Source organism: Geodermatophilus amargosae (assembly GCF_900116515.1).
GTDB lineage: Bacteria > Actinomycetota > Actinomycetes > Mycobacteriales > Geodermatophilaceae > Geodermatophilus > Geodermatophilus amargosae.
Genome location: NZ_FPBA01000030.1, coordinates 17,347 through 37,465 on the forward strand (window position 1 = coordinate 17,347; position 20,119 = coordinate 37,465).

At 73.9% G+C, this 20,119-nt stretch carries 21 protein-coding genes; 15 read left to right on the top strand and 6 right to left on the bottom strand.

Going from position 1 to position 20,119, the window contains the following annotated elements; translation table 11 throughout:
* Positions 1-167 precede the first annotated feature (167 nt).
* From BM414_RS25160 to BM414_RS25165, 3 genes are read left to right on the top strand one after another with little or no spacing between them, the layout of a single operon-like run.
* Positions 168-830, top strand: a complete 663-nt coding sequence (locus BM414_RS25160) for an ATP-binding cassette domain-containing protein (RefSeq protein ID WP_245784981.1) — start codon at positions 168-170, stop codon at positions 828-830.
* A complete protein-coding gene (locus BM414_RS31125) occupies positions 827-1,060 on the top strand; it encodes a hypothetical protein (RefSeq protein ID WP_245784982.1) in 234 nt (77 codons plus the stop codon). The genes BM414_RS25160 and BM414_RS31125 overlap by 4 nt, the downstream gene beginning before the upstream one ends.
* Before the next feature lie 34 nt (positions 1,061-1,094).
* Entirely contained in the window at positions 1,095-1,931 is an 837-nt protein-coding gene (locus BM414_RS25165; RefSeq protein ID WP_093584117.1) for an ABC transporter permease subunit, read from the top strand.
* Positions 1,932-2,546: 615 nt separating this feature from the next.
* Here the strand turns inward: BM414_RS25165 and BM414_RS31530 are convergent.
* From BM414_RS31530 to BM414_RS25190, 6 genes are all read right to left on the bottom strand, one after another.
* Positions 2,547-2,675 (bottom strand): hypothetical protein, encoded by a 129-nt coding sequence (locus BM414_RS31530; RefSeq protein ID WP_281246788.1) that lies wholly within the window; start codon positions 2,673-2,675, stop codon positions 2,547-2,549.
* A gap of 13 nt (positions 2,676-2,688) precedes the next feature.
* Positions 2,689-2,958, bottom strand: a complete 270-nt coding sequence (locus BM414_RS25170; protein WP_175551799.1) for a hypothetical protein — start codon at positions 2,956-2,958, stop codon at positions 2,689-2,691.
* 47 nt (positions 2,959-3,005) lie between these two features.
* Entirely contained in the window at positions 3,006-3,773 is a 768-nt protein-coding gene (locus BM414_RS25175; protein WP_093584119.1) for a DUF2306 domain-containing protein, read from the bottom strand.
* Positions 3,770-4,474 carry a hypothetical protein gene (locus BM414_RS25180; RefSeq protein WP_175551800.1) on the bottom strand — a complete coding sequence of 235 codons (705 nt, stop codon included), beginning with the start codon at positions 4,472-4,474 and terminating at the stop codon, positions 3,770-3,772. The genes BM414_RS25175 and BM414_RS25180 overlap by 4 nt, the downstream gene beginning before the upstream one ends.
* 130 nt (positions 4,475-4,604) lie before the next feature.
* Positions 4,605-7,433, bottom strand: a complete 2,829-nt coding sequence (locus BM414_RS25185) for a winged helix-turn-helix domain-containing protein (RefSeq protein WP_093584166.1) — start codon at positions 7,431-7,433, stop codon at positions 4,605-4,607.
* A gap of 520 nt (positions 7,434-7,953) precedes the next feature.
* Positions 7,954-8,610 (bottom strand): MBL fold metallo-hydrolase, encoded by a 657-nt coding sequence (locus BM414_RS25190; protein ID WP_093584121.1) that lies wholly within the window; start codon positions 8,608-8,610, stop codon positions 7,954-7,956.
* 47 nt (positions 8,611-8,657) lie between these two features.
* Here BM414_RS25190 and BM414_RS25195 point away from each other — a divergent pair, with 47 nt between their 5' ends.
* The 12 genes from BM414_RS25195 (at position 8,658) to BM414_RS25250 (ending at position 20,102) form a co-directional block, all read left to right on the top strand.
* Positions 8,658-10,088: an amidase gene (locus BM414_RS25195; RefSeq protein ID WP_093584123.1), complete on the top strand. Its 1,431-nt coding sequence runs from the start codon at positions 8,658-8,660 to the stop codon at positions 10,086-10,088.
* Between the two features lie 138 nt (positions 10,089-10,226).
* Positions 10,227-13,121 (top strand): excinuclease ABC subunit UvrA, encoded by a 2,895-nt coding sequence (gene uvrA / locus BM414_RS25200; protein WP_139246046.1) that lies wholly within the window; start codon positions 10,227-10,229, stop codon positions 13,119-13,121.
* 507 nt (positions 13,122-13,628) lie between these two features.
* Positions 13,629-13,808, top strand: a complete 180-nt coding sequence (locus BM414_RS25205; protein WP_093584125.1) for a hypothetical protein — start codon at positions 13,629-13,631, stop codon at positions 13,806-13,808.
* 64 nt (positions 13,809-13,872) lie between these two features.
* The gene (locus BM414_RS25210; protein WP_093584127.1) at positions 13,873-14,181 is read left to right on the top strand and encodes a DUF6191 domain-containing protein; all 309 of its coding nucleotides are present in this window, start codon (positions 13,873-13,875) and stop codon (positions 14,179-14,181) included.
* 29 nt (positions 14,182-14,210) lie between these two features.
* Complete coding sequence (locus BM414_RS25215) at positions 14,211-14,630, top strand: helix-turn-helix domain-containing protein (protein ID WP_175551801.1); 420 nt, start codon at positions 14,211-14,213, stop codon at positions 14,628-14,630.
* A 10-nt stretch (positions 14,631-14,640) separates the two neighbouring features.
* Positions 14,641-15,060 (top strand): VOC family protein, encoded by a 420-nt coding sequence (locus tag BM414_RS25220; RefSeq protein WP_093584129.1) that lies wholly within the window; start codon positions 14,641-14,643, stop codon positions 15,058-15,060.
* A 104-nt stretch (positions 15,061-15,164) separates the two neighbouring features.
* Entirely contained in the window at positions 15,165-16,160 is a 996-nt protein-coding gene (locus BM414_RS25225) for a Bug family tripartite tricarboxylate transporter substrate binding protein (RefSeq protein ID WP_093584131.1), read from the top strand.
* Positions 16,157-16,744: a tripartite tricarboxylate transporter TctB family protein gene (locus tag BM414_RS25230; protein WP_093584133.1), complete on the top strand. Its 588-nt coding sequence runs from the start codon at positions 16,157-16,159 to the stop codon at positions 16,742-16,744. Before BM414_RS25225 ends, BM414_RS25230 begins: the two co-directional genes overlap by 4 nt.
* Complete coding sequence (locus BM414_RS25235; RefSeq protein WP_093584135.1) at positions 16,744-18,327, top strand: tripartite tricarboxylate transporter permease; 1,584 nt, start codon at positions 16,744-16,746, stop codon at positions 18,325-18,327. Before BM414_RS25230 ends, BM414_RS25235 begins: the two co-directional genes overlap by 1 nt.
* The gene (locus BM414_RS25240; RefSeq protein ID WP_245784983.1) at positions 18,324-18,737 is read left to right on the top strand and encodes a universal stress protein; all 414 of its coding nucleotides are present in this window, start codon (positions 18,324-18,326) and stop codon (positions 18,735-18,737) included. The genes BM414_RS25235 and BM414_RS25240 overlap by 4 nt, the downstream gene beginning before the upstream one ends.
* Before the next feature lie 88 nt (positions 18,738-18,825).
* A complete protein-coding gene (locus tag BM414_RS25245; protein WP_093584137.1) occupies positions 18,826-19,107 on the top strand; it encodes a hypothetical protein in 282 nt (93 codons plus the stop codon).
* 86 nt (positions 19,108-19,193) lie between these two features.
* Complete coding sequence (locus tag BM414_RS25250; RefSeq protein ID WP_093584139.1) at positions 19,194-20,102, top strand: alpha/beta hydrolase; 909 nt, start codon at positions 19,194-19,196, stop codon at positions 20,100-20,102.
* The last annotated feature ends 17 nt before the right edge of the window (positions 20,103-20,119 follow it).

The following is a 20,119-nucleotide window of genomic DNA, read 5'->3' on the forward strand; positions in this document are numbered from 1 at the left end:
GTACGACGTCCAGGGAATGGCCTCACGACCCATCCGGTGCCCGAGTTCGCCCACGCTGGCCTGAGTGCGCTCCCACTTCTGCAACCGCGATGCCTGACGTCGACCTCCGGTCGAGCCGGCACCGCAGCCATGCAGCCACGTTCACCGCACAGCCACGGAGTGCGCTCATGATCACGGTCTCGGCCCTCACCAGGCAGTACGGCAAGCGGCTCGCCGTCGACGACATGACCTTCGATGTCGCGGGTGGCCGCGTCACCGGATTCGTCGGCCCGAACGGCGCCGGGAAGTCGACCACCATGCGGATGATGGTCGGGTTGACCCGACCGGACAGCGGTGAGGTCCGGTACCACGGCGTGGACTACTCCGACCTGAAGTGGCCCGCCCGGACCGTCGGATGCGTCCTCGACGCCCGCATGCACCCCGGCCGTACCGCGCTGAACCACCTCCGGGCCACCGCCGCCATCAGCCGCGTCCCCGCCGGCCGGGCCGAGCAGGTCCTGGCGGAGGTCGGACTGGAGACGGCAGCCGATCAGCGGGCCGGCAAGTTCTCCCTCGGCATGCGGCAGCGCCTCGCGCTGGCCGCGGCACTGCTGGGCGACCCCCAGATCCTGCTGCTGGACGAGCCGTCCAACGGTCTGGACCCCGACGGAATCCACTGGCTGCGCGGTCACCTCAGCGACTTCGCTGCTCGAGGGGGCACGGTCTTCGTCTCCAGCCACCTCATCAGCGAGCTGAGCATGTTCGCCCAGGACCTGGTCGTGATCGGGGTGGACGGCTGCTCGCCGCGGACTCGGTCACGGCGATCACCGGACGCCATGACATCGCCGTGATCGTCGAGACGCCGCAGCCGGTCGAACTCGTCGCGCTGCTCACCGCGCACGGCTTCGTCGTCGAGGCGGAGGCCGACCGGCTCGTCGTCCGGGAAACCACCCGCGCCGTGGTCTCACAGGTCGCCTTCGACAGCGGCATCCGCCTTCTCGAACTCACCGAGACGTCCCGCTCGCTGGAGGACAGCCTGCTGGACATGACCCGGTCCTCCGCCGAGTTCGCCTCCACCTGATCCGCACCCCGACCACGGAACCGAGGGACACGACATGACCATCACCGGTGCGGGCGCGGACCAGACAGCGACGGCCCCCACGACCACCGACCACCGCCCGGCGACACGCTCCGCGGGCGGTGACGCCCGGGCCGTCCTCGCCACACTGAGGAGCGACTGGATCAAGGCCGCGACCGTCCGGGTCAACCAGGCGATCCTCCTGCTCGCGCTCGTCGGGGGCCTGCTCGTCTCGTGGGCGGTCGCGACGTTCGTGACCGACGAGGTGCTCGTCGTCTCCGAGGTCGGCTTCTACTGGACCAGCGTGACCTCGATGCTCGCCGCGATCGGCGGAGTGCTGCTGTTCGGCTCCGAGGTCCAGCACGGCACCCTGGCCGCGGCGGTGGCCGCCCGACCGGCGCGCTGGATCATCGCGCTGTCCAAGACGCTGACCGCCGCCGTCCTCGGGCTGCTCGTCGGAGCTGTCGGCCTCGCTGCCGGCTTCGGCGGTGCCGCCCTCGCCGGCCTGGACACGGGAGCCACGTCGGCGCTGCCGGCCACGATCGGGTGGGCCCTGCTGTTCACCACGCTGTCGGCCGTGCTCGGGCTGGGCATCGGCATGATCGTGCGGCACAGCACGGCAGCCATCGCCGGTGTGCTGGTGTGGGGCTTCGTCCTGGAGAACCTGTTCAACCTCTTCCTCCCCGTGGAGGTCAGCCGCTTCCTGCCCTTCTTCGCCGGGAACAAGCTGCTCGCCTACGCGAACGACCGCAACACCCCCGAGGCGCTCGCCGCTGCGCTCACCCGGCCGGAGACCGCGCTGGTCTTCGCCGGTTACACCGCCGTCGCGCTCGTCGTGGGCACTGTGCTGCTGTACCGGCGGGACACGGACTGAGCGTCCTCGCGGGGCTCGGTCGCCCAGCGGCCCGGGTCGCGCGGCATCGGTCCGACCGTGGGGCCTGGACCGGTCACCCGGCCGCCTCGTGCGGCCGGGCGACCGGCGTCCGGCACCGCGCACGGAGCGCGCAGCGTCTCCGCCGGCAGCCGGACCCGCGGTCGGCGACGTCGGTGGCGACATCGGCCACCGCCGCGCCACCGACCCCGGCCCTCTTCGACGGAGAGGCCCGACGCCATGAGGACCATCGAGCACGCCGTCGACATCCGAGCGCCCCTGGGACGGTCGCACCCGCATCCGCCGGCGGGGACGACTCGGGGATGCCGACCTCTTCGACGGCCAGCACGAACTGCGCCTCGATCCCTCCCCGACGGTGGCACCCGCTTCGTCCAGCGCGAGACCTCCACCGGCCTTCTCGTCCCGATGATGCCGCGCGTCCTCGACGACACCGCGACCGGCTTCGCCGCGATGAGCACAGGTCCCCGGGACCGAGCCGTGTCCGGCAGCACTCCCGCAGATGGGCCGGTCGCGTCCTGACCGGTGCCGCGGTCGGTACCGGCGGCTGGTACCGGGTCCTGCCTTCTCGGCACACCGGCGCGGCCGTCGGCAGCGCCGTCATCCCACGGCATCGGCGACCAGAGCTGCCAGCGCGGAGCGGGTCACCACCCGAGCGGTGTCCCCGACGACGAGGTCGGCGTGGATGGCGATCGCCGCGCGGGAGCCGGCGCCTGCAGCGCTGATCACTCGTGCGGCCGGGTCAGCGACGTTCCCGGCCGCCCAGATCCCGCGGACGCTCGGTTCCGGCTGGTGTACCGGCGTGATCGAGGGTGCGCAGCGTCAGCAGCGGGACGCCGAGATCGCGGATCCGGGCGAGGACACCGTGCAGTTGCGCCTGGTCGACGACCGGCCCGGTCAGGCTGGTGGTGCCGTCGTCGAGGCGGACCAAGACGAGGTCGTCGAGGGTGGCGGCCCAGTGATCGTCGAGGTGGCCCGCAACCCGGATCTCGTACGTCGCGGGGCCGGTCACGGTAGGGCGGGTCCGGCCCGGGCCGGCTGGGCTCGACGTGGGGCGGATCATGTCGGTGCCCCGACTGGCGCGCCGTGGAGCGTGGTGGTGCTGCGTGGGTGGTGGCGGGTGCGTCGGCCAGCGAGGCGGCGGATGGCCCACTCGGCGACGGCGAGGTTGATGACCCAACCGGCGCCCTTGGCCAGGTCCATTCGGAGCTCCCCGGTGCCGACGACTGCCGCGGCGATGCCCTCGGTGAACGCCTGGGTGCCGGCGGCCAGGCTGATCGCGTAGGCCCGGATCATCCAGGCCCGGTGGGCGGGGATGTCGCGGCGGCGGATCGCGGTGATCCCGAGCAGCAGGCCGGCGGCCATCGCGGAGGCGAACAGGAGCCGGAGGACGTGGAGCAGGTTCCCGGTCCCGGGCTGGGTCTCGTAGAAGAGGGTGAGCCACAGCGCCGAGCCGGTGACCGCGAGCCCCGCCGCGATCACGAGCCGGCCGGCGCGGCGGTGCCACGCGGGGTGGTGGCGCCGGATGCGGGGCACGAACTGGAATGCGCCCACCAGGGCGAACACCGTGGCGCCGACGATGTGGACGACGAGGGCGGTCGGGAAGCCGGTGAACCGGTCGTCGGCCGGCACCAGGTCGGGTCCGCCGGCAAGGTGGACGAGGCGGAGCGAGCCGGCCGCGAGCGGGATGGCGGACAGCGCCACCAGCGCGGCCGGGACCGGCCAGCCCCGAGGCTGGCCGGCCCGCTGGTCCCGCGGCCGCGTCGACCCTCCACCGGATGAGGTCCGGTGGGAGGTCGACTGGGCGGCCCGTCGGGCGATGGTCATCGGACCGCGGGCTGCTCGGCCGGGCTGACGGCCATGGCGGTCGAGGGGACCGTGGCGGGGCCGTTCTGACGGACGTCGCGGGGGTTGCGCCACAGGGACACGCCCAAGGCGATGAGCGCGATGCCCGCGGGGACGGCGAACGGCCGGTTGAACGACTCGGGCAGGACTGCGAGCGCGGCGGTGGCGGCGGTGCTGACGGCGAGCAGGGCGGCCGCCCACCGGGTGAGGACGCCGGTGCGGAACAGGACGATGCCGAAGACGAGGCCGCCGACGATGTAGCCGGCCCCGGCCACGTTGAGCAGGGTCTGCAGTCCGCCGATGTCGGCGTTGGGCGTTCCGCCGTTGGCGGCGGCGACGACGTCGTTGACGAACCCGGGCTCGCTGTCGACCAGGTCGGGCAGGACGGCGGCGGCGATGACCTCGACGGAGAGCAGGGCCAGGTACCCGACCGCGAACACGAGGTAGCCGACCAGGCCGAGGACGCCGGCCTTGCGGTACTGGCGGACGTACATGCCGGTGATGCCTGCGAGCGCCAGCGCCGCCATCACGGACTTGGCGCCGCTGCGGGCCACCCACTGGGTGGTCTCGGTGGTGAAGGAGCCGGTGGACGGGTGACCGATCTGGACGGTGACGAAGATGGCTCCGGCGACCGCGGCTGCGGCGCCCGCGGCCTTGGTGAGGCCGGTGGCGGTGATGGTCATGGCGGAGCTCCTCGTCCCGGTGCCGGGCGGGTGTCCGGCGATGTGGGAGACGCTAGGAGCGCGGTGGGCGAGTCCACGTCACATGATCATGTGACTGCCTTGGTGATCCCGCCTGGGTGGCCCGGCCTCGTCATCCCGCTGCCGGGGGCGGGGCCCACAGGAGGCCGAGCTCACCTGCGCGGCTGACCGCAGCCCGCCGGGTGTTCACGTCGAGCTTGGTGAAGATGTGCCGGGTGTGGGTCCGGAACGTGTTGACCGACAGGAACAGCTGGCCGGCGATGTCGGGGCCGGTCAGGTCGGTCGCCAGCAGCCGGAGCACCTCGACTTCCCGCTCGCTCAGCGGCTCCCGGCTCCCGAGTGCCGGAGGGCGCGTACGGGAGGGGTCGTCCTGCTGGCGTCCGGCCGCCTGGAGCAAGGTCGCTGCCTCTGCCGAGCCGAGCAGGTCGGGGCGTCCGGCGGCCGCCCGGAGCAGCTCGCCCATCGCGGGTCCCTCGTCGAGGAACAGCCGGCAGTACCCGACCGGGACGCCGGCCCGCAGCGCGCGACCCAGGTCTGCGAGCGCGGCGTCCGGGTCGCTGTGGCGGTGCCCGAGGGACCGCACGAGCAGGGCCTCGACGAGGCTGCCGCCACGATCCGCTGCCTCGGCGGCGGCCACGATCCGGTCCAGCAGCGTGCGGGCGTCCTCGAGGGTCTTCGGTCGTGGGGCGGCGCGGTGCTGCGCGATGAGCAGACGGGCGAGCGTGAGCTGGTCGTACTCGGCCGAGTAGTCGGACGGGTTGTCGGAGGTGACGTGGTGGGCGCGTGCCCACGCCGCCGCGTCCTCCAGCCGCCCCTGCGCGATGTGGACCCGCGCCCGGCCGGCGGGGATGGGACGCACGTCGGGGAAGTAGCCGGGCAGGTACAACGGCTGCGCCTGCTCCAGCATGCCGACGGCGCCGTCCAGGTCGCCGTGTGCCACCAGCAGTCCGGCCATGGCGGTGTACCAGCGGTGTCGGTTCTCCGGGAGCGACGCGCGTTCACCGAGCTCCCGCGCCATCTGCAGGTGCTTCGCGGCGGCGTCGAGGTCGCCTTGTTCCCGTAGCACGTCGGCGAGGCCGACGTGCAGGTCCCCGGTCGTGGACAGCACCGGGCCCGGATGGGCCCGTGCCGTCCGGAGGGCTCGCTCGTAGAGTCGCCGCGCCTGGTCGGGCTGTCCGCGCGCGAGCCACATGGTGGCGAGGACGACGGTCGTGCCGAGCTCGTCGGTGACGTTGCCGGCGGCGCGCAGGCTGCGCACGGCCTCGCCGAACGTGTCCACCGCTGCGGGCAGGTCGCCGGCGGCCCACGCGGCCAGGCCGAGGAACCCGGCGCCGCCGGACCGGGCGACGTGGTCGGCCGGCCCGGCCAGGTCCAGGGCGCGGCGAGCGTGCGCGATGGTCCCTGCGACGTCACCGCCGGCCTGAGCGACTGCGGCGCGGTACACGGCGGCCTGCGCCGGCAGGGCTCGGAGCTCCTTCTCTCGCGCGCGTGCCGCGTCAGCCAGACGTCCCGCGTGCGGCACGCCCGCCGCAGGTTCGAGCGTCGTCGTCCGGAGTGCCGCGTCGGCGTCGTCGAGCCAGCGCTCGGCCCCCTCCAGGTCGCCCTCGGAGAGTCGCGCCGGCGCCATCTGCACGGCGAGGAGCGCGCGGCCGCGGAGGACGTCGTCGGGGAGGCCGTTCAGCCAGGCGCGCAGGGTCCGGTCCTGCCGGCGCTGACGGGCCTCTGACAACGCCAGTTCCAGGAGGTCGGCCACGTGCTCGACATCGCCTGCGGCGAGAGCGTGGCTGATCGCGTCGCTCAGCGTCCCGTGTTCGGCGTGCCAGTCACTGGCTGCTCGGTGCAGGCTGCGGACCCGTCCGGGGCTTCTGGCCAGGAGCCGGGCGCGCAGCGCGTCGGCGAACAGGTGCTGGTAGCGGAACCACTGTCGCTGCTCGTCGAGCGGGACCAGGAACAGGTTGCCGCGCTCCAGGGTCTCCAGCAGCCGTTGCCCGTCGCTGCCGCCGGTGAGCGCGTCGCACAACGGCCCGGTGAGCTGCTCGAGGACCGATGTGTCGAGGAGGAACGTGCGCACGTCCTCGGGTTGAGTGGCCAGGACCTCCTCGAGCAGGTAGTCGAGGACGAACCGATCGCTGCCGGTGAACGCCTCGACGAACGCCGCGATCCCCTCGGATGCCGGGTGGCCGGAGCCGGCGGTGGTGTGGCCGCGGACCGAGAGGGCCGCGAGCTGGAGGCCGGCCGCCCAGCCCTCGGTCCGGCTCTCCAGGGCCGCCACGAGGGCGGGTTCGAGCCCGAGGCCCATGACCCGGTTGAGGAAGACATCGGCCTCCTCCGCGGTGAACCGCAGGTCGGCGGCGCGGACCTCGAGCAGCTCCCCACGGGCCCGCAGGCGGGCGAGCGGCAGGGGCGGGTCCGCACGCGTCGTCATGACCACGGTGACCTGGGGCGGCAGGTGGTCGAGCAGGAAGGCGACCGCACGGTGGATCTCGGGGTCGTCGATGAGGTGGTAGTCGTCGAGGGCGACGGCGGTGGAGCCGGCGAGTGCATCGAGGTCGTTGACCAGGCTGGCCACCACGTCCTCGACCGGGAGGGTGCGTTCGGTGTCCATCAGCGCCAGCGCGTCGGCCCCCACCTCGGGGCTGGCGACCTGGAGTGCCGCCACCAGGTGGGTGAGGAAGACACGCAGGTGGGCGTCGGCCGCGTCGAGGGACAGCCACGCCACCCGCAGGGCGTGCGGTCTCCGGCCCGCGTCGCGGTCCTCGACCCGATCCGGCGTCAGCCACTGGGTCATCAGGGTCGTCTTCCCGTACCCGGCCGGGGCCGAGACGAGCACCAGCCGCGGCATCGTCGTCGGGTGCGCGCGGAACTCGACCTCCAGCCGCTCGCGGGGGACGAGCTGACGGCGCGGACTCGGGGCGCGCAGCTTGGTGCCCAGGAGCGGCATCCGGCCAGCGTAGGTGGGCGGTGCGCGGACGTAGCGGGACCGCGGCCGGCCTGCCGGCCGCCCTGGCTCCTGCACTGCGGCCGCCCGCGGATCAGCGGGTGCATCGTCCGGAGGTCGGGCGGTCAGCGAACCCCTCTGACCGGGAGGATCGAGGCGGCTCCGGCGAGGGCGCCCGCGCCCGCGCCGCTGGACGGGACGCCGTAGCTCCCGCCGCCCAGATCCAGGATCACAGGGGCGATGGCCGGGGCGAGGGAGAACGGTGAGGTACCGGCGATGTTCAGGACGCCAAGGTCCTCGCAGGCCGGCCGCGACGGCCGCGGCGGTTGCGATCGCGGAGCGGAGCAGACGGTGCCTGCCACCCAGTCGGCCCCTGAGGGACAGGACGCCGCTCCCCACTCCGGTGGCTCGTGTGTCTGCGACCCGTTGGGTCCCTCTCCTGCGACCACAGGAGTGGTGCAGGGATCGAGGCGATGACTGCCAGCCGACGACGTCCAGGTCGTCGTCAGCGGGGTGCGGACGGTCACCAGCCGCGTGCTCGCCACTCCTCGAGGTGGATGCGCTCGGCCCCGAGGGTGGAGTCCTTTCCGTGACCGGGGTAGAACCACGTCGAGTCGTCGAGGGCCTCGAAGATGCGCTGTTCCAGGTCGTCCATCAGGGAATGGAAGTCCTCAGGAGATGTCGTCCGTCCAGGACCGCCGGGGAACAGGCTGTCGCCGGTGAAGACGTGGGTGCCGGCGTCGCCGCCCCCGCGCCAGACGAGCGCGATGCTGCCGGGCGTGTGCCCGCGCAGGTGGACCACCTCGAGCTCCTGCTCGCCCACGGCGACCGTGTCGCCGTGGGCCACGGTCCGGTCCACCGGAACGGGCAGGTCGCCGGCGTCGGCCGCGTGCGCCACCGTCTGCGCGCCGGTGGCCGCGACGACGTCGGGCAGCGCGCGGTGGTGGTCCCAGTGCCCGTGCGTGGTGACGACGGTGCGCAGGTCGGCGCCGCCGACGAGGCGGTGGAGGGTCTCGGGCTCCGCCGCGGCGTCGACGAGCAGCGCCTGCCCGGTGGCGGTGCACTGCAGCAGGTAGGCGTTGTTGGCCATCTCGCTGACCGCGATCTTGCTGATGGTCAGGCCGGGCAGCTCCCGCACGTCGGCCGGGCCGCCCACCTCGACGTCGCCGCTGTAGCTCATCGGGCCTCCGTTCGGAAACTGTCGGCGACCGCGGATACGGTCGCGGCATGGACGCTAGCGGAGCTCCGGGTGGCGCCCGGCTCGTCGGCCTGCCCGCTTCCGTGATCGCCGCGGGTGTGCGCTCCGGGGAGCTCTCTGCGGTCGACGTGGTGCGCGCCCACCTGGTCCACCTGGCCGAGGTCGAGCCCCGGATCGGCGCCTTCCGCGTGGTCCGCGCCGAGGCTGCGCTCGCCGAGGCGGCCGCGGTCGACGCCGACCCGCGTCGGGGCACGATGCCGCTGGCCGGCGTGCCGGTCGCGGTGAAGGACAACGTCGCGGTGACCGGCGAGGTGGCCACCGACGGCTGCGCCGCGTCCGGCGCGGTCCCCGCGGACGCCGACCACGCAGTCATCGCCCGGCTGCGCGCCGCGGGCGCCGTCGTCGTCGGGATCACCCGCGTCCCCGAGCTGTGCCTCTACGCCGCCACCGACGGCCCGGGCACGGTGACCCGCAACCCCTGGGACACCGCCCGCTCGCCGGCCGGGAGCTCCGGCGGCAGCGCCGCCGCGGTCGCCGCGGGCGTCGTCCCGCTGGCGCACGGCGGCGACGGCATGGGCTCGCTGCGGCTGCCGGCCGCGGCGTGCGGCCTGGTCACGCTCAAGCCCGGCCGCGGCGTGCTGCCCGCCGGCATCGGCGCCGACGACTGGTCGGGCATGGCGGTCAACGGCGTCCTCGCCACCACGGTCGACGACGTCGCGCTGGGCACCGCCGTGCTGGCGGGGGAGACCTCGGCGCTCGACTGGTCGGGTCCGTCCGCCCCGGGCCGGCCGCTGCGGATCGCCGTCGCCCGGCGCTCCCCGGTACCCGGCGCGCGGCCCGACGGTCCGGCGCGGGCGGCGGTCGAGCGGACGGCCCGGCTGCTGCGCGGTGCCGGGCACGTCGTCGTCGAGCGCGACCCGGTCGTCCCGCCGGGCGCCGCCGTCGGCGCCGTCGCCCGCTGGCTCGCCGGTGCGGAGGACGACGCGGCGTTCCTGGGCATCGACCGCGCGGCGCTGCAGCCGCGCAGCCGCACGCACGCGCGCCTGGGCCGGCTCGTGCGGCGGGCCGGGCTGGTCCGGCCGCAGACGGCCGAGCGGTTCCGCGAGCGGACGGCGGCCTTCTTCGCCGAGAACGACCTCGACGTGCTGCTGACGCCGATCACCAACGGCCCGCCGCTGCCGGCCCGGCCGTGGCACGAGCGCGGCTTCCTGGCGAACATCACCGCCAACACCCGGTGGGCGCCGTGGGCCGCACCGTGGAACCTGGCGGGGGTCCCGGCGGTCGTGCTGCCTGCGGGGACGCGCCCCGGGGGGCACCCGCTGGCGGTCCAGCTCGTGGGCCCCCCGGGGAGCGAGACGCGACTACTCTGGCTGGCCGGAGAGCTGGAACGCCGCGCGCCCTGGCGCCGTCACGCGCCGGTCTTCGACCCCGCCGGAATGCCGTCCCCGGCTCCCGTCTGAGCGCCCGCGCCAGGCGGCAACGTCGCCGTCGTCACGGATTGCGCGCGGGCCGTGACGGCGTTGCCCGTATCGACATCTCGACACCTCCACCGTGGCCCGGCGAGCACCGCCCGGCCCGGCTGACCGACAGGGATCACATTGGACCGTCTCGTCGTCCGCGGCGCCCGTGAGCACAACCTCAAGGACGTCCACCTCGACCTGCCCCGCGACGCCCTGATCGTCTTCACCGGGCTGTCCGGATCGGGCAAGTCGAGCCTGGCCTTCGACACCATCTTCGCCGAGGGCCAGCGGCGCTACGTCGAGTCTCTGTCGGCCTACGCGCGCCAGTTCCTCGGGCAGATGGACAAGCCCGACGTCGACTTCATCGAGGGCCTGTCGCCCGCGGTGTCGATCGACCAGAAGTCGACCAACCGCAACCCGCGCTCGACGGTCGGCACGATCACCGAGGTCTACGACTACCTCCGGCTGCTCTACGCCCGCGCCGGGCAGCCGCACTGCCCCAACTGCGGCAAGCCGATCGCCCGGCAGACGCCGCAGCAGATCGTGGACCAGGTGCTGTCGATGGAGGAGGGCACCCGGTTCCAGGTGCTCGCGCCGGTCGTGCGGGCGCGCAAGGGCGAGTACGTCGACCTGTTCAGCTCGCTGCAGACCCAGGGCTTCTCCCGTGTCCGGGTCGACGGCACGGTGCACCCGCTCACCGAGCCGCCGAAGCTGAAGAAGCAGGAGAAGCACACGATCGAGGTCATCGTCGACCGGCTGACGGTGAAGGAGAGCGCCAAGCGGCGGCTCACCGACTCGGTCGAGACCGCGCTGGGCCTCGCCGGCGGCCTCGTCGTCCTCGACTTCGTCGACCTGCCCGACGACGACCCGGAGCGCGAGCGCACCTTCTCCGAGCACCTCGCCTGCGTCGACGACGGCCTGTCGTTCGAGGCGCTCGAGCCGCGCAGCTTCTCGTTCAACTCGCCGTTCGGCGCCTGCCCCGAGTGCACCGGCATCGGCACCCGCAAGGAGGTCGACCCCGACCTCGTCGTGCCCGACCCGGAGAAGAGCCTCGCGCAGGGCGCGGTCGCCCCGTGGGCCGGCTCGATGAGCAACGAGTACTTCCTGCGGCTGCTGTCCGGGCTGGCCGACCAGATCGGCTTCTCCATGGACACGCCGTGGGAGAAGCTGCCGGCCAAGGTCCAGAAGGCCGTCCTGCACGGCTCACCGGACCAGGTGCACGTCCGCTACAAGAACCGCTACGGCCGCGAGCGCAGCTACTACGCCGCGTTCGAGGGCGTGCTGCCCTTCCTCGAGCGCCGGCACGAGGACACCGACAGCGAGTACATGCGGGACAAGTACGAGGGCTACATGCGCGACGTGCCCTGTCCCGTGTGCCACGGCACCCGGCTCAAGCCGGAGATCCTCGCGGTCAAGCTCAACGGCCGCTCGATCGCCGAGGTGACCGGCCTGTCGATCGGCGAGGCCGCGGACTGGCTGCGCGCGCTGGAGCTGGGCGACCGCGAGCGGGCCATCGCCGACCGCGTGCTCAAGGAGATCCAGGCCCGGCTGTCCTTCCTGGTCGACGTCGGCCTGGACTACCTGTCCCTCGACCGCCCGGCGGCGACGCTGGCCGGTGGCGAGGCGCAGCGCATCCGGCTGGCCACGCAGATCGGGTCGGGGCTGGTCGGCGTCCTGTACGTCCTCGACGAGCCCTCGATCGGGCTGCACCAGCGGGACAACACCCGGCTGATCGAGACGCTGGTCCGGCTGCGCGACATGGGCAACACCCTCATCGTCGTCGAGCACGACGAGGACACGATCAAGACCGCCGACTGGGTGGTCGACATCGGCCCCGGCGCCGGCGAACACGGCGGCGAGGTGATCGTCAGCGGCACCGTCGCGGACCTGCTGGCCAGCGAGCGGTCGCTGACCGGGCAGTACCTGTCGGGCCGGCTGGAGATCACCGTGCCGAAGGTGCGGCGGCAGCCGCAGCCCGGCCGCGAGCTGGTGGTCAAGGGCGCGCGCGAGCACAACCTCAAGGGCGTCGACGTGACGTTCCCCCTGGGCTGCCTGGTCGGCGTCACCGGGGTGTCCGGGTCCGGCAAGTCCAGCCTGGTCAACGACATTCTCTACACGGTCCTGGCCAACCAGCTGAACCGCGCGCGGATGGTCCCCGGGCGGCACCGGACGGTCACCGGGCTCGAGCACCTGGACAAGGTCGTGCACGTCGACCAGTCGCCGATCGGGCGGACCCCGCGATCCAACCCGGCCACCTACACCGGTGTCTGGGACCAGGTCCGCAAGCTGTTCGCGCAGACGTCGGAGGCGAAGATCCGCGGCTACCAGCCGGGGCGGTTCTCCTTCAACGTCAAGGGCGGGCGCTGCGAGGCGTGCTCGGGCGACGGCACGCTGAAGATCGAGATGAACTTCCTGCCCGACGTCTACGTCCCGTGCGAGGTGTGCAAGGGCGCCCGGTTCAACCGGGAGACGCTCGAGGTGCACTACAAGGGCAAGACGGTCGCCGAGGTCCTGGACATGCCGATCGAGGAGGCCGCGGACTTCTTCGCCGCCATCCCGGGCATCGCGCGGTACCTGCGCACGCTCACCGACGTCGGCCTGGGCTACGTGCGGCTCGGCCAGCCGGCGACGACGCTGTCCGGCGGCGAGGCGCAGCGGGTGAAGCTGGCCAGCGAGCTGCAGAAGCGGTCCAACGGCCGCAGCGTGTACGTCCTGGACGAGCCGACCACCGGCCTGCACTTCGAGGACATCCGCAAGCTGCTGCTCGTGCTGCAGGGCCTGGTCGACAAGGGCAACTCGGTGATCGTCATCGAGCACAACCTCGACGTCATCAAGAGCGCCGACTGGCTGATCGACATGGGGCCCGAGGGCGGGTTCCGTGGCGGCACGGTCGTGGCCGAGGGGCCGCCGGAGTTCGTCGCGTCGGTGCCGGAGTCGCACACCGGCCGGTACCTGGTGCCGCTGCTCGACCCGGACGCGGTCGAGGCGGCAGCCGGCCCGAAGAAACGGGCGACGCGCAAGCGCGCCAGCTGACGGGAGCAGCACGGATGCGCGTCGGCCGGGTACGGGTCGGCGCGCATCCGGCGGTCCTCGACGGGGACGACGCCGCGTGGCTGCTCCGGCGGTCCGACGGCTGATCCGTGATCGCGGCGCGGGCCAGGTACTCGGCGAGGACGTCGGTCCCGCCGCGCCGCGGGTCCCGGCTGGTGCGGGACGGCGGTCGACTCGACCACCGCGCACCTGCACCGCCGGCTGCCGCGGGATCTCCCGCGCAGCCGCCTGCACCGCGTCCAGCGGACCGGAGACGGCCCACCGGCGACACCGGAGCCGGCGCGGTCACCACGTCGTCCACACGGTCGACGGACACGCAGGCGAGCCGGTGACCTGCGGGATCGACGTGCGGTCGCCGCGGTGTCCGCGGCAGCCCGGTTGAGGAACGGTGATCCAGGGCACGCTGCAGACGTGACTCCAGATCGAACAGCGAGCGCGGTCGGCACCAGGCTCCTCTGCGGCCGGCCGCGGTCCCGCTGGCCCCGCCGCATGCACCCGGACGCCGCTGCCGACGCTCTGCACGCCGTCGAGGTGCACCGCAACGCCGAGGAACTGATGGGCGAGCCCGAGGTGGCGCTGTGCGGCGTCATCGTCGCCGTCCTCGACGACCCGTGGCCGGAGACGGACACGACCGGCCTCTGTCCGAGCTGCCGCGAGCTCACGGACTGACGCCCTGCCCGGGCATGCAGCACCCCGGACGGTGCGATGCTGCACCCGGCCGGGAGGAGGGCGCATGGGACCGGGGACACTGGTCGCACTGACGATCCCGGGGCTGGCCGTGCTGCTCGTCGGACTGGCGCTGGTCGAGCGGGTGGCGTCCGGGCTGCGGCGCAGGAGCCCCCTGCACCGGCGGAGGCGCTACGCGGTGTCGGCCGCCGGCACCGAGGTCCTGTGCGCCGCGCTCGAGCCCGGCCGGATGGTCGACGCCGACGAGCGCAGGGTGAGCGAGGTCTTCCGCGAGGACGAGACCGACGGCGCCCCACCGCGCAGCCGGGTCGACCTCGACGCCGGCGTCGCGCACCTGGTCCTGCCGCAGCGGTGAGCCGGTCGAGCGAGGACTCCAACCGCCGCATGTTGCGGGCCCGGGACGAGATGGACCGCTCCTACGCCGAGCCGCTCGACGTCACTGTCCTGGCGCGCATCGCGCACGTCTCCGAGGCGCACTTCATCCGCACCTTCAAGCAGACCTTCGGCGAGACGCCGCACCGGTACCTGCAGCGCCGCCGGGTCGAGCGGGCGATGTTCCTGCTGCGCAGCACCGACCGCACGGTCACCGACGTCTGCGTGGCCGTCGGCTTCTCCAGCCTCGGCACGTTCAGCCGTGTGTTCGCCGACGTCGTGGGGGAGCCGCCGAGCGTCTACCGGCGGCGCGGGCCGCTCGCGCCGGTGCCGAGCTGCTTCGGAATGCGGTGGCTGCGCCCCAGCGAGAAGACGCGACCGAGCGAGAAGACAGCAGTTCCGGAGAAGCCCGGCGACGGCGGCCGCCCCTAGCGTCGTCGGCATGTTGACCTCCATCTCGATCACCTCCCTCTACGTGCTGGACCAGGACCAGGCGCTGGACTTCTACGTCGGCAAGCTGGGCTTCGAGGTCCAGACCGACCAGCAGTTCGGGCCGATGCGCTTCCTGACCGTCGCCCTCCCCTCCGACCCCGGCCACGCGGTGCTGCTCGAGCGGCCCGCCCCGCCGTCGGTGGGTCCGGAGGTCGCCGACCAGGTGCGCGAGCTCGTCACCAAGGGCGCCGGCGGCGGCCACCTCTTCCTCACCACCGACGACGCGCACAAGACGCACGCGGAGCTCAAGGAGAAGGGCGTCGACCTGCCCGAGGAGCCGGTCGTGCAGCCCTATGGCATCGACTTCGGCCTCCGCGACCCGTTCGGCAACTCCGTCCGCGTCGCCCAGATGACCCCGCCGCCGGCCTGACCGTCGGGCGGCCACCCGGTCGGCGCCCCACCGCGGTTGAGGCGACGGGGGAGCGGGTCTAGCGTCCCGTGTGACCGTCGTCACGGCCGAGGGGAGGCCCGCTGGTGCCCCTCAGCCGGAGGTCCTTCCTCGCCGGGGCCCTGGCCGGGCCCGCGCTGGCGACCGCGGCCGGGGCGCTGGCCGGGTGTGCCGGCACGGTGGTGCAGCCCGGCGACCTGTCCCGGCTGCGGCTCATGGCGCCGGCCAGCCCGGGCGGCGGCTGGGACACCACCGCCCGCGTCTTCCAGCGCGTCGTCCAGACCAGCGGCCTGGCGCGCAACGTGCAGGTGTTCAACGTCGAGGGCGCCGGCGGCACCATCGGCCTCGGCCAGCTCTCCCGGGAGACCGACGACGCGCTGCTCATGATGATGGGCCTGGTCATGGTGGGCGCCGTCGACACCAACGACTCCGCCACCCGGCTCACCGACGTCACCCCGATCGCCCGGCTGATCGGGGAGACCGAGCTCATCGTGGCCCCGGCCGACGCGCCGTACAGCGACATCCAGGGCTTCGTCGAGGTCTGGGCGGCCGACCCGTCGGGCACGCCGATCGCCGGCGGCTCGGCCGGCGGCACCGACCAGATCCTCGCCGGGCTGCTGGCCCAGGCCGCCGGCATCGACCCCGGGCAGGTCAACTACATCGCCTACTCCGGCGGCGGGGAGTCGCTCGCGGCCCTGCTCGGCAACCAGGTCGCCGCGGGGATCTCCGGTACCGCCGACTACGGCGAGCAGGTCCGCACCGGCGACCTGGTCGGCCTCGCGGTCTCCACCGCCGAGCGCTCCGACCAGGTGCCCGACGTGCCGACGCTGGTCGAGTCCGGGTTCGACGTCGAGGTGTCCAACTGGCGCGGGCTCATGGCCCGGCCGGGCATGTCCGACCAGGCGCGCGAGGACCTCACCGCGCTCGTCGTCGACGTCCACGACAGCGAGGAGTGGACCGAGGCGGTGGCCGCCAACGGCTGGGAGGACCTGCTGCTGACCGGGGACGAGTACGGCCGCTTCCTCGCCGAGGAGGAGCAGCGGGTGCTGGCGATCCTGCGCGAGATCGGGCTGGTGCAGTGAGCAGCGGGTCGCCCGACCCCGACGTCTCCACCCGGGACGCCACCGGGTCGCACGCCGCCGCCACCGGCCGGCACCCCGCCGCCCCGCGCACCGGCGTCAGCCGCGGCGAGCTGGCGATGGTCGTGCTGCTCGGGGCGCTCGGCCTCTACCTGCTGCTCGACGCCGCGAACATCGCGATCCCGGGCTCGTCGAACACCATCGGCCCGCGCTTCTTCCCCTACCTCGTCGGCGCCGTCGTGCTGGCCACCGCGCTGGCGCTGGGCTTCCGCGTGCTGCGCGGCGACCGGGGCCCGTCCGACGACAGCGAGGACATCGACCCCGACGCCCCGACGTCGTGGGGCGCGGTCGGGATCATCGCGGTCGCCTTCCTCGGCCACGCGCTGCTCATCAACGTCGTCGGCTGGCCGCTGGCGGTCACGCTGATGTTCGCGCTGGTCGCCTGGGCGCTCGGTGCCCGCGGCGTCGTCCGTCCGCTGCTGGCCGGCGGGGTGCTGTCGGTCGTCGTGTGGATCGTGTTCGTCAAGGCCCTCGGCGTCGCGCTGCCCGGCGGCGTCCTGCTCGAGCTCGCGACGAGCTGGTTCTGATGGGGGCGTTCACCGACCTCCTCGGCGGGTTCGCCGACGCCCTGACCCCGGTCAACCTGCTCTTCGCGCTGCTCGGGGTGCTGCTCGGGACGGCGGTCGGCGTGCTGCCCGGCATCGGCCCGGCCATGACCGTCGCGCTGCTGCTGCCGGTCACGTACACGCTGGAGCCGACGGCGGCCTTCATCATGTTCGCCGGCATCTACTACGGCGGCATGTACGGCGGGTCGACGACGTCGATCCTGCTCAACACCCCCGGCGAGTCCAGCTCGATCATGACCGCGCTCGAGGGCAACAAGATGGCCAAGGCCGGCCGCGGCGCCGCGGCGCTGGCCACCGCCGCGCTCGGCTCGTTCGTCGCCGGCACGATCGCCACGCTGCTGCTCGCGCTGGTCGCGCCGACCGTCGTCGACCTCGTCATCGGGATCACGCCGGCCGACTACTTCGCCCTGGCCGTCCTCGCCTTCGTCGCGGTGGCCACGGTGCTCGGCTCGTCGCCGCTGCGCGGGCTGGCCTCCCTCGGCGTCGGCCTCTACCTCGGCCTGGTCGGCACCGACGTCCTCACCGGGCAGGAGCGGTTCACCCTCGGCATCCCGCAGCTGGCCGACGGCATCGACGTCGTCGTGGTCGCCGTCGCGCTGTTCGCCGTGGGGGAGTCGCTGCACGTGGCCTCGCGGCTGCGCCGCGGCCCGGTCCAGGTGATGGCGGCGTCCGGGCCGTGGTTCACCCGGCGGGACCTGCGCCGCTCGGTGGGCCCGTGGCTGCGCGGGACGGCGCTGGGCTTCCCGCTCGGCGCGCTGCCCGCCGGCGGCGCGGAGATCCCGACGTTCCTGTCCTACGCGACGGAGCGGAGGCTGACCAAGCACCCGGAGGAGTTCGGCCGCGGCGCGATCGAGGGCGTCGCCGGCCCGGAGGCGGCCAACAACGCCGCGGCCGCCGGCGTGCTCGTGCCGCTGCTCACCCTCGGCCTGCCCACCTCGGCGACGGCGGCGATCATCCTGGTCGCGTTCCAGGGCTACGGGATCCAGCCCGGGCCGACGCTGCTGTCCACCGAGTCGACGCTGGTCTGGACGCTGATCGCCTCACTGCTCATCGGCAACCTCATGCTGCTGGTGCTGAACCTGCCGCTGGCGCGGGTATGGGTGCAGCTGCTGCGCGTGCCGCGGCCCTACCTGTACGCCGGGATCCTGCTGTTCGCCTCGCTCGGCTGCTACGCCGTCAACGCCGACCCGCTCGACCTGGTGCTGCTGCTGGTCATCGGCCTGCTGGGCTTCGCCATGCGCCGCTACGGCTGGCCGGTGGCACCCGCGGTCATCGGGCTCATCCTCGGCCCGGTCGCCGAGACGAACCTCCGGCGCGCGCTGGCCATCAGCAGCGGCGACCTCGGCGTGCTGGTCGACACCTGGTTCAGCCGGATCGTGCTCGGGCTGGCGCTGCTCGCGCTGGTGCTGCCGATCGCGCTGCGCGCCGTCCGCGGCCGCCGGGCGACGCCGGAGGAGCTGCAGGCGGGCGAGGGGCTCAGGCACTCGGAGCGAGGGCACCGCGAGACCGTCGGTGCCCCGCCCGGGGAGGGGGACGAGCGGTGAGCCGGCAGCCGGTGGTCGTCGTCGGGCACGTGCCCACCCCGCGGGGGCGGGCCGCGCTCGAGCACGGCGTGGCCGAGGCGTACCGCCGCGGCGCCCGGCTGGTGGTGGTCAACAGCAGCCGGGGCGACGCGCTGGTCGACGAGGAGTACCTGCAGGGCGACCCGCTGCGCCGGCTCGAGGACGAGCTCACCGTGTCCGGCGTGCCCTTCGAGCTGCGCCGGCCGATCGGCCGCGACGTCGCCGAGGAGCTCGCCGACGCCGTGTCGGAGACCGGCGCCGACCTGCTCGTGATCGGCCTGCGCCGGCGGTCGGCCGTCGGGAAGCTGCTGATGGGCAGCGCCGCCCAGCGGATCCTGCTGACCGTCGAGTGCCCGATCCTCACGGTGAAGGGGCCACCCGGCCCCCCTTGAGTCCGGGGCGTCACTGCGCCTATCTTCTCTGTGACGGACGTCACGCCGTGGGTTCGGCGTGACGGGGTCCCCGATGGAGGAGACGCCCATGAGCGCGCTCACGCCCGACTGCGATCCCGACCTGTCCAACTGCGGATCACCGGTGACCGGCCCGCGGATCCGGTCGACCGTGGTCCTGGCCGCGCTCGTCACCGTGGCGGTCCTCAGCGTCACCGGGGAGCTGGCCGTGCCCGGTGCCGTGGCGTTCCTGGCCGGCGGGGTCGGGGTGGTCGCGGCGCTCGTGCTCGGCGCCCGCACCGTCCGCCTGGGCCAGCGCGCCGTCGCCGCGGTGCACCTGCCCGCGCTGCAGCGCTCGCACCCCGTGGGCTGACCGCCCGCCCGCGGCGGTCCGGCTGCGGGACCGGGTGCGGAACGGCAGGCTGACTTCCGACGACGACGTCCGAGGAGGCCAGCCCCATGACCGACCCCACCTTCACCGACGCTGCCGACGGCACCCGCCTGGCCGAGCGCCGCTGGGCGCCCGACGGCGAGGTGCGCGCGACGATCCAGCTGGTGCACGGGCTGTCCGAGCACGCCGGCCGCTACGGGCGGCTGGCCGCGGCCCTGACCGCCCGCGGGTTCGCCGTGGCCGCGCTCGACCACCGCGGCCACGGGCGGACGGCGGAGTCCACGGGGCCGGGCCGCTTCGGCGACGGGGCGACGAGCGGTGACGTCCTCGACGACGTCCGCGACCTCGGGCAGCGGCTGGCCGACGAGCACCCCGGCGTCCCGAGGTTCCTGCTCGGTCACTCGCTCGGCTCGGCGGTGGCGCTGGCCTCCGCCGAGCGTGACGGCGCCGGCCTGGCGGGGCTGGTCCTCTCCGGTCCGATCGGCGTGGCGCCGCACATCGCCGAGGCGGTGCCGCAGCTGGAGGCCGCGGTCGCCGGCGGGATGGGCGACCAGCCGATGGACGCCCTCAGTGGCTACAACGCCCCCTACGAGCCGGCCCGCACGCCCTTCGACTGGCTCACCCGCGACCAGGCCGAGGTCGACGCCTACGTGGCCGACCCGCTCTGCGGCGACGACTTCCCCCCGACGTACGGCTACGGCGCCGGGATGTTCGCCCTCGTCGCCCGCTGCGCGAGCCCCGAGGCCGTGGCGGACCTGCCCGCGGGCCTGCCGGTGCTGCTGCTGTCCGGGCAGCGCGACCCGGTGGGCGGCGAGGAGGCCGCCCAGGTGACCGCGCTGGCCGACCTGCTGCGCGACCGCGGCCTCCCGGTCGAGCAGCACGTGTACCCCGACGCCCGGCACGAGGTCTTCAACGAGACCAACCGGGACGAGGTGACCGCCGACCTGCTGTCGTGGCTGGAGGCACGCCTGACCTGAACCACACCGGTGGAGTT